The 12,962-nt window shown below is 62.7% G+C and carries 11 protein-coding genes and 3 pseudogenes; 7 read left to right on the top strand and 7 right to left on the bottom strand.

All coding sequences use genetic code 11. The annotated features are described in order from the left end of the window. From Y705_RS20425 to Y705_RS0115005, 5 genes and pseudogenes are all read right to left on the bottom strand, one after another. Positions 1-392 (bottom strand): (2Fe-2S)-binding protein (locus Y705_RS20425; protein WP_173401101.1); only part of this gene is annotated, 392 nt, incomplete at its 3' end. Beyond that, on the bottom strand, positions 389-808 hold the full coding sequence (locus tag Y705_RS0115020) for a sarcosine oxidase subunit delta (RefSeq protein WP_026533454.1): 420 nt from the start codon (positions 806-808) through the stop codon (positions 389-391). The genes Y705_RS20425 and Y705_RS0115020, both read right to left, overlap by 4 nt. A gap of 14 nt (positions 809-822) precedes the next feature. Further along, positions 823-2,054: pseudogene (locus tag Y705_RS0115015) on the bottom strand (sarcosine oxidase subunit beta family protein). After that, positions 2,051-3,349 carry a serine hydroxymethyltransferase gene (gene glyA, locus Y705_RS0115010; protein WP_026533453.1) on the bottom strand — a complete coding sequence of 433 codons (1,299 nt, stop codon included), beginning with the start codon at positions 3,347-3,349 and terminating at the stop codon, positions 2,051-2,053. Before glyA ends, Y705_RS0115015 begins: the two are co-directional and overlap by 4 nt. Positions 3,350-3,554: 205 nt before the next feature. Next, a complete protein-coding gene (locus Y705_RS0115005; protein ID WP_026533452.1) occupies positions 3,555-4,235 on the bottom strand; it encodes a GntR family transcriptional regulator in 681 nt (226 codons plus the stop codon). A gap of 122 nt (positions 4,236-4,357) precedes the next feature. On the opposite strand from Y705_RS0115005, the gene purU reads away from it, so the two are divergent. The 4 genes from purU to Y705_RS0114985 are packed head-to-tail and all read left to right on the top strand — an operon-like array spanning position 4,358 to position 9,376. Further along, the gene (purU, locus tag Y705_RS0115000; RefSeq protein ID WP_026533451.1) at positions 4,358-5,272 is read left to right on the top strand and encodes a formyltetrahydrofolate deformylase; all 915 of its coding nucleotides are present in this window, start codon (positions 4,358-4,360) and stop codon (positions 5,270-5,272) included. A gap of 55 nt (positions 5,273-5,327) precedes the next feature. Next, positions 5,328-7,820, top strand: a complete 2,493-nt coding sequence (locus Y705_RS0114995) for a GcvT family protein (RefSeq protein ID WP_026533450.1) — start codon at positions 5,328-5,330, stop codon at positions 7,818-7,820. 57 nt (positions 7,821-7,877) lie between these two features. Next, on the top strand, positions 7,878-8,504 hold the full coding sequence (locus tag Y705_RS0114990; RefSeq protein ID WP_026533449.1) for a cyclodeaminase/cyclohydrolase family protein: 627 nt from the start codon (positions 7,878-7,880) through the stop codon (positions 8,502-8,504). Further along, positions 8,501-9,376, top strand: a complete 876-nt coding sequence (locus Y705_RS0114985; protein WP_026533448.1) for a bifunctional 5,10-methylenetetrahydrofolate dehydrogenase/5,10-methenyltetrahydrofolate cyclohydrolase — start codon at positions 8,501-8,503, stop codon at positions 9,374-9,376. The genes Y705_RS0114990 and Y705_RS0114985 overlap by 4 nt, the downstream gene beginning before the upstream one ends. Here the strand turns inward: Y705_RS0114985 and Y705_RS22800 are convergent. Further along, complete coding sequence (locus Y705_RS22800; protein ID WP_049822852.1) at positions 9,340-9,768, bottom strand: hypothetical protein; 429 nt, start codon at positions 9,766-9,768, stop codon at positions 9,340-9,342. The genes Y705_RS0114985 and Y705_RS22800 overlap by 37 nt on opposite strands. Here Y705_RS22800 and pabB point away from each other — a divergent pair. Then, the gene (pabB, locus tag Y705_RS20415) at positions 9,700-11,181 is read left to right on the top strand and encodes an aminodeoxychorismate synthase component I (protein ID WP_253908649.1); all 1,482 of its coding nucleotides are present in this window, start codon (positions 9,700-9,702) and stop codon (positions 11,179-11,181) included. The genes Y705_RS22800 and pabB overlap by 69 nt on opposite strands. Positions 11,182-11,211: 30 nt before the next feature. On the opposite strand, the gene Y705_RS0114975 is transcribed toward pabB, so the two are convergent. Continuing rightward, positions 11,212-11,907, bottom strand: coding sequence for a GntR family transcriptional regulator (locus Y705_RS0114975; RefSeq protein ID WP_081738095.1), 696 nt, complete (start codon positions 11,905-11,907; stop codon positions 11,212-11,214). A 319-nt stretch (positions 11,908-12,226) separates the two neighbouring features. Between Y705_RS0114975 and Y705_RS23310 the strand changes: the two are divergent. Continuing rightward, positions 12,227-12,445 (top strand): annotated as a pseudogene (locus Y705_RS23310) (hypothetical protein); the annotation flags it as partial. A 326-nt stretch (positions 12,446-12,771) separates the two neighbouring features. Further along, positions 12,772-12,962: pseudogene (locus Y705_RS0114965) on the top strand (bifunctional 3-phenylpropionate/cinnamic acid dioxygenase ferredoxin subunit); the annotation flags it as partial.

The raw sequence follows: 12,962 nt of genomic DNA, 5'->3' as shown, positions 1-12,962 counted from the left end.
ATGACCAGGACGTCGGTGTGGACGTAGTTCTTGTCGTACTCGGCTCGGTCATCTTCCGGGTCCAGCTTGCCCAGTCCGTTGAGCAGCTCCGCCTTCAGGCCGTCCACCAGGGTGACGGTAGTGGCCGGGAGCATGGACTCGGCCACGTGGCCCGGGAACCGGGGTTCAATACGAACCAGCGCGTTGGATTCCTCCACGCCGGCAGACATGATGCCGCGGGCGCGGTCCTCGTACAGTGAGTTGCCGGCAGCGATGCGGCCGTTGGCGAGCAGGGCCGAGGCGAGGGTGTCGCCGGGATGGCCGGTGAATTCCTCACCGTCCACGGTGAAACGCCAAGAAATGGTGCGGTCGATGCGGCCGCCGGCGTCGAGGCGGGCGTTCTGGGAAGTCACGTGGTTGCTCCTTCCGGGGCGGTGGTGCTGGCGGGGGCTGTGCTTGTGGCAGTGCTGGTTGCAGCGATGCTGGGAGCCGCGGTTCCGGTGGTGGTGCTGTCCGGGGCGGTGCTGGCGGTGCCGGACTCAGGTGCCGGGGCGGCTTTGTCCGGACGGGCCGCACCCATGGGGTAGACAGCCTGGATCTCGTAGGTGACCGTGTCGCGGAGCATGTTGAACCACTGGCGGCAGCCGGTGCTGTGGAGCCAGCGTTCGGCGAAGGCGCCCTTGGTGTTGTCGCGGTAGAACAGGAACTCCGCCCATTGGCGGTCGTCCAGCTCTGCCGGATTTTCCGGGTAGGGCACGTGGGCCTGGCCCCCGTAGTGGAATTCGGTCTCGTCGCGGGAGCCGCAGTTGGGGCATGAGATGAGGAGCATGTCCGGACTCTCTTCTAGTGGGCCACGGCGGCTGCGCCGTGTTCGTCGATCAGGGCGCCGGTTTCGAACCGCTCCAGCGCAAACGGCTTGTTCAGTTCGTGCGGCGTTCCCATGGCGATGGTATGGGCAAAGGTGAGGCCCGCGGCCGGGGTGCCCTTGAAGCCGCNTTGAAGCCGCCGGTACCCCAGCCGCAATTGACGAACATGTTCTCCACCGGGGTCGTCCCCACGATCGGGGAGGCATCCAGGGTGGTGTCCACGATCCCACCCCAGGTCCGCAGCACATGTGCCCGGGCAAAGATCGGGAAAAGTTCGACGGCGGCCGCCATCTGATGCTCGATCACGTGGAAGGAACCCCGCTGGCCGTAACCGTTGTAGGAATCCACGCCCGCACCCATCACCAGTTCACCCTTATGGGCCTGGGAGACGTAGACGTGGACGTGGTTGGACATCACCACGGTCGGGTGGACGGGTTCGTGCAGTTCGGACACCAGTGCCTGCAGCGGGTGGGACTGAATGGGGAGCCGGAAACCGGCCATTTCGGCCAGCACGCTGCTGTGGCCGGCCGCACACAGGCCCACCTTTTCGGTGTTGATGGTGCCCCGGTTGGTCTTGACCCCCACCACTCGGTTTCCGTCCTTGAGGAAACCTGTGACTTCGCAGTTCTGAATGATGTCCACGCCCAGCTCGTCGCATTTGCGCGCGAAAGCCCAAGCCACATGGTCGTGCTTGGCGATCCCCGCACGGGGCTGGTAGGTGGCCCCCATGACCGGGTAGCGGATGTTGTCGCTGATGTTCAGAATTGGGCAAAGTTCCTTGACCTGCTGCGGATCGAGCCACTCGGCGTCCACGCCGTTGAGCTTGTTTGCTCCAACGCGCCGGATGCTTTCCCGGACATCGCCCAAGGTGTGGGCGAGGTTCATGACGCCGCGCTGGCTGAACAGGAAATCGTATTCGAGTTCCTCCGGCAGGATCTCCCAGAGCTTGAGGGCGTGCTCGTAGATGGCCGCGCTCTCGTCCCAGAGGTAGTTGGAGCGGATGATGGTGGTGTTCCGGGCCATGTTGCCGCCGGCGAGCCAGCCCTTTTCCAGGACGGCGATGTTGGTCATGCCGTGGTTCTTGGCCAGGAAGTAGGCGGTGGCAAGGCCGTGGCCGCCGCCGCCAACAATCACGGCGTCGTAGCTCTTCTTGGGGTCCGGGTTGTGCCAGAGGAATTCCGGGTGCTCCGGAAGCAGATCGGCCATCATGCCACCTCGGTCGCGTCGGAGGAGAGGTTGGGGTAGAGAGGGAACTTTCCGGCCAGGATTTCAACCCGCTGCCGGAGTTCCGCCACGGTCTCGTCGCTGAACTCGCGCTTGAGTGCTGCGGCGATAATGTCCGCGACCTCGGTGAATTCTGCCTTCCCGAATCCACGCGTGGCCAGTGCCGGCGTGCCGACACGAAGACCGGAAGAGACCATCGGCGGACGCGGGTCGAAGGGCACGGCATTGCGGTTGACCGTGATGCCGATCCGGTGCAGGCGGTCTTCGCCCTGCTGGCCATCCAGATCCGAATTGCGCAGGTCCACCAGGACCAGGTGCACGTCGGTGCCACCGCTGACTACGGTCACGCCGGACTCTGCAACATCGGCGGACAGCAGGCGTTCTGCGATGATGCGGGCACCTTCCAGGGTGCGTTCCTGGCGGTCGCGGAACGCCGGCTCAGCAGCGAGCTTGAACGCAACGGCCTTCGCGGCAATGACGTGTTCCAGCGGGCCACCCTGCTGTCCGGGGAACACCGCGGAGTTGACCTTCTTGGCGATGTCGGCGTCGTTGGTCAGGATCACACCTCCGCGCGGGCCGCCAAGGGTCTTGTGGGTGGTGCTCGTGACGATGTGGGCGTGAGGCACGGGGTTGGGGTGAAGCCCTGCGGCCACCAGGCCTGCGAAATGCGCCATGTCCACCATCAGGTAGGCACCTACCAGGTCCGCGATACGGCGGAACTCGGCGAAGTCCAGCTGCCGGGAGTAAGCGGACCAGCCGGCGACGATCAGCTTCGGCTTGTTCTCAATCGCCAGGCGCTCAACCTCGGCCATATCGATCAGTAGGTCTTCTTCACGCACCCCGTACGGGACAACCTTGTAGAGCTTGCCGGAAAAGTTGATGCGCATGCCGTGGGTAAGATGGCCGCCGTGCGCGAGATTCAGCCCCAGGAGGGTGTCACCGGGCTGGATAAGGGCGAACATCGCCGCTGCATTGGCCTGGGCGCCGGAGTGGGGCTGCACATTGGCGAACTCGGAACCGAAGAGTGACTTGAGGCGGTCGATGGCCAGCTGCTCGACCACGTCAACGTGTTCGCAGCCGCCGTAGTATCGCTTGCCGGGGTAGCCCTCGGCATACTTGTTGGTCAGCACAGATCCCTGGGCCTCCATGACGGCAGTCGGCGCGAAGTTTTCGGAGGCGATCATCTCCAGGGTGTCCTGCTGGCGCAGCAATTCCTGCTGTATAGCGGCGTGGACCAGTGGGTCGGTCTCTGCGAGCGAGCGGGTCAGTTCGTCGACCATCATGTCTCCTAATCTGCTATCTAATATCCTTGTAATATATTAGTTTTGTGATTCAAGTATGCTTTTGATATCGGCGGGTGTCAACAGATTCTCCGGTCGGCTTGGCCCGCGGAGCCAAGCGCCATGCAGCGGACAAAGGGCACTGAACGACTGAAGCGCAGCCCGGAAGGAATGCGCTTCAGTTTCCTGGTGGAGAAGGTCTGGCCTAGGCGGCGAAAAGAGCTTCGCGCACAGCGTGCTCAAAGCCGATGACGTGAATCCGCGCGAGCTCAGCGGCCTGGACCTCATCTCCGTCGATGATCGCACGGAGCAGGTCCACGTGCTCATCCACGTGGCGGGATAGATCGGGGAGGCGATCCAGGACCATGCACCAGATTCTTGTCGCGAGGTTGTCGTAACGAATCAGGACATCTTCTAGGTGGGGATTGGCCGCGGCCGCATAAATTCCCTGGTGTACGCGGGCATCCAGCCGCAGTGTTTCGACGACGGACGCTGCGCTCGAATCGAATGACTCAACGGCGCGCATAACGTCCCGCAATTGCGCCCTCGCCGACGCCGAGGCCACCCGCGCAGCCCGGGAAGCGGCAAGAGGCTCGAGCTGGGTGCGGATTTCGGAAATGAACGCAAGGTCAGTGACCTCTACGCGGGTCGCAAAAGTCCCTCTCCGCGGGTAGGAAACAACGAGGCGATCGAGTTCCAGCCGCTTCAAGGCTTCACGCACCGGCGTCCGCCCGACGCCGAGGTCCTTGGCGAGCAGGTCGTCATTGAGTAGATCGCCGGGCTTGATGTCGAGCATCAGGAGTCGGTCGCGGATCCATTCGTAGGCTACATCCGCCAGCGACCGCCTTGCGGCATCGTCAGCAGTCATCAAAGCTTCAACGGCCATAGCGTGGGCCCCTTTCGATTCAAGCCAGAAAGGCTATTGACCTCTTCCACCGACCAGTATACGCTGAGTACAAATCCTAATATATCAGTATTTATGGTTAGCATATATCTCAAGGAGGGGACATGACCCTAGTGGCGACAGACTCAACTACCAGCACGCTGCCTCAGACGGCGGCCCGTGTGGAAGACCAGACCCAGAAGTTCGTTCTCACATTGTCGTGCGTTGAACGCGCAGGCATCGTCCAGGCGGTCACCACCTTCCTCTTCGAGCGTGGCTTCAACATCGACGAGCACCAGCAGTTCGATGACGGCCTCCGCCAGACACTGCATCTGCGCACCGCCTTTTCCGGCTCGTCGGCCTACACCCCGGACAGACTTCAGGAAGAATTCCGTTCCATCGCTGACCGCTTCGACATGAAATTCAGCTTCCATGACCAGACGAAGCAACGCATCCTCGTCATGGTGTCCAAGTTCGGCCACTGCCTGAACGACCTGCTCTTCCGTTGGCGCGGCGGAAGCCTCGGTGGCGACATCGCCCTCATCGTGTCCAACCATGAAACCCACCGGGCCATGGCCGAGGCCGCCGGCCTGCCCTTCATCTATCTCCCGGTGACCCCCGAGACCAAGTCGGATGCCGAACAGCGCCTGCTGGAACTGGTGGACGAGCATAACATCGACCTCGTCGTCCTCGCCCGGTACATGCAGGTACTGTCCGATGACCTCTGCCGCGCCCTGGAAGGCCGGGCGATCAACATCCACCATTCCTTCCTCCCGGGATTCAAGGGCGCGCGCCCCTACCACCAGGCCTACGATCGTGGCGTCAAGCTGGTAGGCGCTACCGCCCACTACGTCACTGGGGAACTGGACGAGGGACCGATCATCGAACAGGAAGTCATCAGGGTCGACCACAGCTACGGACCGACCGCCCTTTCAACGGTTGGCCAGGACGCCGAAGCACTGGCACTGTCCCGCGCGGTGCGCTGGCACTGCGAGCACCGCGTGCTGCTGGATCGAACCAGCACCGTCGTGTTCCGGTAACCAAGAACCACCAAACCAGCAGAGACAACACACGAAAATCAGCAGGAGAAACCACATGGCATCTACGCCAAGCATTGTCATTATCGGAGCTGGAATCGTCGGTACGAACCTGGCCGATGAACTGGTCGCCCGGGGTTGGAACAACATCACCGTCCTGGACCAGGGACCGCTGAACATGCCCGGGGGCTCCACGTCCCACGCCCCGGGTCTCGTCTTCCAAACGAACCCTTCGAAGACCATGGCTGCCTTCGCCACGTACACCGTTGAGAAACTCCTGTCGCTGACCGAGGATGGCGTCAGCTGCTTCAACCAGGTCGGTGGCCTCGAAGTCGCCACCACCGAGACCCGCCTCGCTGACCTGAAGCGGAAGCTCGGCTACGCCGCATCGTGGGGAATCGAAGGCAAGATCCTTTCCCGCGCTGAGTGCAAGGAGCTCTACCCGCTCCTGAATGACGAGGACATCCTGGGTGGACTCCACGTACCCAGTGACGGCTTGGCACGTGCCGCTCGCGCAGTTCAGCTGCTGATCAAGCGCACGGAAGCCGCAGGCGTCAAGTACTTGGGCAACACCACTGTCACGGGCATCGAGCAGTCCGGCCGCCGCGTGAGCGGTGTCCAGACGGCCGAAGGTGTCATCCCCGCCGACATCGTGGTCTCCTGCGCCGGCTTCTGGGGCGCCAAGATCGGCGCGATGATCGGCATGTCGATCCCGCTGCTGCCGCTCGCGCACCAGTACGTCACGACCACTCCGGTGCCGGCGCTCAATGGCCGCAACGAACTTCCCAACGGGGCTTCGCTGCCTATTCTGCGTCACCAGGACCGGGACCTCTACTATCGCGAACACGGCGACCGCTACGGCATCGGCTCCTACGCGCACCGTCCCATGCCCGTGGACCTCGCGGACCTCGGCTCCTACGACCCCAGCAGCATCAACGAGCACAACATGCCTTCCCGTCTCGACTTCACCCTGGAGGACTTCCTCCCGTCATGGGAGGACACCAAGCAGCTGCTTCCGGCATTGCGGGAAAGCGAGATCGAGGATGGCTTCAACGGCATCTTCTCCTTCACTCCCGACGGCGGGGCCCTGGTGGGCGAGTCCAAAGAGCTCGATGGCTTCTTCGTCGCCGAAGCCGTATGGGTGACCCACTCGGCCGGCGTTGCCCGCGCCGTTGCCGAGCTCCTGACCACCGGCAAGTCCCAGATCGACCTTGGCGAATGCGATATCCACCGCTTCGAAGAGGTCCAGCTGACCCCGGAGTATGTCAGCGAAACTTCCCAGCAGAACTTCGTGGAAATCTATGATGTCCTGCACCCCCTGCAGCCCAAGCTTTCCCCCCGCAACCTCCGCGTCAGTCCCTTCTACGCCCGCCACAAGGCACTGGGAGGATTATTCCTGGAGTCCGGCGGCTGGGAACGCCCTTATTGGTTCGAAGCCAACGCGGAACTGTTGAAGGAGATGCCGGCCGAGTGGCAGCCCCCGGCCCGTGATGCCTGGTCCGCCATGTTCAACTCGCCCATTGCGGCCGCCGAAGCATGGAAGACCCGTACCGCAGTGGCCATGTACGACATGACTCCGCTCAAGCGCCTCGAGGTCTCCGGTCCGGGAGCGCTGAAGCTTCTGCAAGAGCTCACCACGGCCGACCTGAACAAGAAGCCCGGTGCGGTCACGTACACCCTGGTGCTGGATCACGCCGGCGGCATCCGAAGCGACATCACGGTGGCCCGCCTCAGCGAGGACACCTTCCAGCTCGGAGCCAACGGAAACATCGACACCGCTTACTTCGAGCGGGCTGCACGCCACCAGACGGAACGCGGAACCGCGACTGACTGGGTGCAGGTGCGCGACACGACGGGCGGAACGTGCTGCATCGGTCTGTGGGGACCCCTCGCCCGGGACCTCATCAGCACCGTGAGCAGCGACGACTTCTCCAACGATGGCCTCCGCTATTTCCGGGCCAAGAAGGCCGTCATCGGCGGCGTAGCCGTGACCGCAATGCGCTTGTCCTACGTCGGCGAGCTGGGCTGGGAACTGTACACAAGTGCAGACAATGGCCAGCGGCTCTGGGATGCACTGTGGAAGGCCGGGCAGCCTCATGGCGTCATCGCCGCGGGCCGGGCAGCCTTCAGCTCGCTGCGTCTCGAGAAGGGTTACCGTTCGTGGGGCACTGACATGACCACTGAGCACGACCCCCTGGAAGCCGGCGTCGGATTCGCCGTGAAGATGACCAAGGAAAGCTTCGTCGGAAAGACCGCTTTGGAAGGCCGTACCGAGGAAGATGCCGCTCGCCGCCTGCGGTGCCTGACGGTCGACGACGGCCGCAGCGTCGTGCTGGGCAAGGAACCGGTCTTTTACAAGGATCAGGCAGTCGGTTACGTCACCAGCGCTGCGTACGGCTACACCGTCGCCAAGCCGATTGCCTACGCGTATCTCCCCGCCGCGGTGTCCCTGGGTGACTCAGTTGAGATCGAGTACTTTGGACGGCGCATCCAGGCCACGGTCACCGCAGATCCGCTGTACGACCCCACGATGAGCAGGCTCCGCGGCTAACAACCCGCCGGCCATACCCTCCGCCCAGTCGACTCGAGCTTCAGTCCAGGAAAATACATGATCAGTTCAGAAACAGTCAATGACTACCTCGCCCGCCTTGCCTCGCGCGAACCCACCCCCGGCGGCGGTGCAGCCGCGGCCCTTCACGCCGCCCAGGGGGCGGCACTCGTCGCCATGGTTGCCCGGTACACCACAGGCGCCAAATACGAGCAGCACGCCGAAACCGTTCGAAGGATCATCAGCGCCGCGGACGGACTCGTGGTCGAGGCCATGCACTTGGCGGAAGCTGACCAACATGCGTTCCAAGGCGTCATCGATTCATACAAGCTTCCGTCCGGGACGGAAGACCTGAAGGCCGCACGGAAGGCATCCATCCAGGATGCGCTCATCCTGGCCGCGCGAACCCCCGCGCAACTCGTCAAGCTCGCTGGCGCCATCGTGGATCTTGCCACGGAACTATTCGAGGTCGCGAACGCCAGCGTAATCAGCGACATCGCTGCTGCCGCCGACGCAGCCCGCGCAGCCGCCACCACCGCCCGGGTGAACATCGACATCAACGTGGTGGCCATCAAAGACGCCACGGCTCGTTCGCGGATGGCTGGCCAGACCGACGGCATCGAGGAAAAGGTCATCCTGGCAGCAGACTCCCTCGTGGCGCGCGTGCGCGGAAGGATTCTCGGTTGAGCACCGTACTCCTCTCCGGAAAAGCACTGGCAAGGATCATTCAGCAAAAGGCCCACCAAGAGGCCCGGGACCTCGAAGCCGATGGGCTACGGCCCACACTCGCAGTGGTTGTGGCCACCGATGACGGCTCCACGCACTGGTATGTCCGGTCCATCGAACGGGCCGCTGAAAGTGCCGGCATCAGTTGCCGGATCGTCGACCTTGGCCCAGACGCTACCGGACAGGTTCTGGCCTCAGTCCTGAAGGGTCTCAGCGATGATTCATCCGTCAACGGCATCATCCTCCAGACGCCTCTACCTCTCGGCGTTCGGACAGATGAACTGGTCGCCCACATTGACCTGGAGAAGGACGTCGATGGCGCGAACCCGCTGAGTCTTGGTCGCCTTGCTGTGGGCCAGCCCTCGTTCGCGCCTGCCACAGCCCGCGCCGTAATCGAGATCCTTGACCACTTCGACATTCCGCTGGCAGGCCGGAACGTGGTCGTCATCGGCCGTTCCGCCGTAGTGGGAAAACCATTGTCCCTGCTGCTGCTGGAACGCGACGCCGCGGTTACCGTCTGTCACTCCAAGTCAGGTCCATTGGAGAAATACACCAAGACCGCCGACGTCGTGGTCGTCGCAGCCGGGCGAGCCGGTCTGCTGAACGGCGGCCATGTCTCATCCGAGGCCGTCGTGATCGACGTCGGCACCAACGTCCTCCCTGACGGATCCCTCGTCGGGGACGTCGACGAGGGCAGCGTGCGGGGCATCGTCGCGGCCCTGACCCCGGTCCCGGGCGGCGTCGGCTCCGTCACCACATCTCTGCTTCTCCTGCACACAACCGAGGCCGCGCGGAATCAGTCGCGTGTCCTGGTCCCGGGAGCTGCCGGGTGATCCACGGCAGACACACCTGCCACCCTGTGGAACCCGTTGTCGTTGGCGTCGACGGCGTGAATACGCCCGAAGGTCGAGCCTTTGTGTCCGCGCTCGTGCGAGTGTTGAGTTCCTTCTGCACGGCGCGGACCCAAACCGACCGGGATGTGCTGCACGCGCCCAGCGAATGCCCCGAAGTTGTCCTCGTGACCGGTCGAGGCGACACCCGCACCTGCCTGCTTCGAATAGCTGCCGGGCCGAAGGACGGCCTGGTCGGGGTCCCTGCGGAAATTACAGTCCTGGACCCTACCCACCCTGAAGCGCCCCTGCACGCTGCCGAGGCCATGGCGCAGCTTCCCGCCCTGGCCGCAGTTCGCGGTCTCCGGAAACTGCTTGCCGCCCCTGCCCTGCACTGTGTGCCGCTTTCGGAGTACCCGGATTCGGAAGCCGTCTTTCGTGAGCTCTACGCGCTGTCCAGCCACCGCGTCTGGCTGGACAGCTCGAACGTGGCCACGGACCCTGTGGCCGGGCGCAACCGCTACAGCATCATGGCTGATGATTCTGGAAGCCGCGGCATGAGAGCAGAGCATTTGAACGGCGTGACGATCATGGAATCAAAGCTGGTGATCGCGAGGTTTCCGGGTCCTTTTTTCAGCTGGCTGGACAGGAACTGGGACAGCAGCCAAGCATCGGTTCCCGCTCTTCCCCCCGGGTTGGGGTTCACCCTTGGCTGGCTGGGCTACCTGGGTTACGAGCTCAAGCGCGAGTGTGGCGGTAACGCGGTGGAATCACCACTGCCGGATGCCTCATTGATCCGTTGCAGCCGGGCCGTGGTGTTCGACCATGAGGCACGGTGCGTATACCTTTTGGCGGAAGCCGGGGCGGAAGGTCGGCAATGGTGCCGGAAGGCTGCCCTCCGCATTCGGCGCCTGCCCTCTGCGCCCCCACGCTTCGGCACACGGCTGCCTCCCGTACAGTTCAGTGCAGCGGACTCCGTCCAGTCCTACCTTCGAAAAATCGCTGCATCCCAGAATGAAATCGTGCAGGGAAACTCCTACGAGGTGTGCCTCACGACCCAAATCTTCAGTAATTCTCATGAGAGCCTGGATCCGTGGGATTTCTACCGCAGACTCCGCCGGGCCAGCCCGGCGCCGTTCGCGAGCTTCGTCCAGTTAGGAGCGGTGGCTATAGCGAGCTCCTCGCCGGAGCGGTTCCTCAGTATCACCGCGGGTGGTCATGTCCGTGCCGAACCCATCAAGGGAACCCGACGACGGGACACGTCACCACAGGCAGACAGGCTGCTGATGCATGACCTCACGACCTCGACAAAGGACAGGGCGGAGAACATCATGATTGTGGATTTGATGCGAAACGACCTTTCCCGCCATGCCGAACCGGGAACAGTTTCCGTGACACGGCTCTGCGACGTTGAGACTTACAAAACGGTGCATCAGTTGGTAAGCACCATCGAAGCCACAATTGCCCAGGACCGGACAAGGACGGCTGTGGTCGCGGCTGCCTATCCTCCCGGGTCGATGACCGGGGCTCCCAAGATCAGCAGCATGGACATCCTCGACGAATTGGAATCTCAACCGCGCGGGCCCTATTCAGGTGTGGTTGGCTATTTTTCCCCGAACGGCGCCGCGGACCTGTCCGTCACCATTCGCAGCGCCGTGTTCCACACTTCTTCTGCGGACGGCCAGCGGCTGTCCGTGGGGATCGGCGGGGCCATCACAGCAGACTCCGACCCTGACGATGAGCTGGCAGAGATCCACACCAAGGCCACTGCCATCCTTGAAGTTCTTGGGGCCGCTTTTCCCGTATGAGCATATGCTGAGCGGGTCCTGGCCCCGGGGTTAAAGGACAGCCCTGATCAGGTTCTCGAAGTCGGTGACGTGCTGGATGGTCAACCGTGCAGCAGCTTCGGAGTCCCCGGCCGCGATGCACTCGAGCAGCTCAATATGCTGGGCAATATGCTCGGACACCGGCGGGAGCTTTTCCAGAACCAGGCTCCAAATCCGTGTTGCCAAATTGTCGTACCGAGTCAGGACGTCTTCAAGGTGCCGGCTTCCTGTTGCGCGATAGATCTTCCGATGGACCCGCATGTCCAGGCGCATGAGATCCTGCTGCGACTGCATCCCCGGCAGCAGTTCCCCTACTTCCCGGGCAAAGTCCCTGAGCTCCTGTCGAAGCTGCGGCGACGCAAGCCGCGCAGCGCGCGCAGCTGCCGCAGGCTCCAAAAGCTGGCGGATCTCGGAAATTTCAGCCAGATCCTTGATGTCCACGCCCGCGGCGAACGTTCCGCGCCGGGCGTAGGACACCACCAGATAATCGCTCTCAAGCCGCTTCATAGCTTCGCGAATCGGCGTCCTGCCAACACCGATTCGCCTCGAAATCACTTCATCGTTGAGGGGCTCACCCGGTTTGATGTCCAAAACAATCAATTCATCGCACAAGATCCTGTAGGCGAAGTCGGCGAAGGATTCGTCGTCCTGCCTCAACGGCACCAACGAAACCCCCGCCTCCACCGGTAATCCGCCAACGCTTGCCATTTCAAGTCCTCCCGAGGTGCGTCCGAGCCTCGACGCCCCGACCCGCAGTACATAGTATTCCCATGACTAATATATCAATACGTAAACATAAGAATGTCAAGCGCTCCAGCGCCTTCTAAATAGTAAGGCCCCGGACTGCATGGGATATGCAACCCGGACGCCACGATTGGAGGGCAATGGGCAATGAAGCTGTTACGAGGGTGCGGCTGGAAGTTGTTCCTTCAACCCGATCCGTTCACGGCGCTCCCCGGGTGTTTGACCCTCCGGGCTCCGTGAGTGTGACGAGCCTTCCGCATCACGGTTCTGAACGCACCGTGGAAACATTCACGCGCCCGACACCATGGGCATCTTCGAAAAGATGCCAGAGGCGTTCTACGACAGGCTGGACCAGGAGTTCAAGTTCCGGGCGGCCCCGGATTCCGAGGTCACGGAGCAGGCATTGGCCAACACAGACCTGACGGTACAGATCTCCACGAAGCTGACCTATTCCCACGTGCCCACGGGCCGACGCGCGTTGATCCTCCCGGCGCTGGGTCGGCGTCCGCAAGCCCGGGGCCAAGACCATCACTTCAGCCGTCCGCGGGGAGTTCCGCCTGCCGGCGGCCCGGGCTGGGGCGCTCAACCTGATACACGGGCGCGAAGAAATCTCTGGACACACACCCAGTCCTGCAATACTGTGTGACTAATATATCTTTACTCACAATTATAAAATATCAGCGGTCGATTCGGAGGAGAGCTATGTCTGAGATCACCCAGCCCATGCCGACGCCGTTCTGACCGCAGCTCGTGACGCTGCCCGCGATACCGCCACTGCGATGAATATTGCTGTCGTGGACGGAGGAAATCTGAACCCTTGCGGATGGCTGGGTGGAGGACTGCTGGATGGAATGCCCGCTGCACGCATCCAGGTTCAACCTCCGTGACGGAAGTGTTGACGGGCCGCCGGCCAAGCTACCGGTCCGCTCCCACGAAGTAACAGTGATTGACGGCGACATCGTGATTACCGAATCGACGGAAGTTCCCAACCTGCCACCCGACCTGACGGTGGACGGCCA

The organism is Arthrobacter sp. H41 (assembly GCF_000520535.1).
Classification (GTDB): Bacteria; Actinomycetota; Actinomycetes; order Actinomycetales; family Micrococcaceae; genus Arthrobacter_D.
The sequence above is the reverse complement of the archived record's forward strand: the minus strand, read 5'-3'. Positions and strand labels throughout refer to the sequence as shown.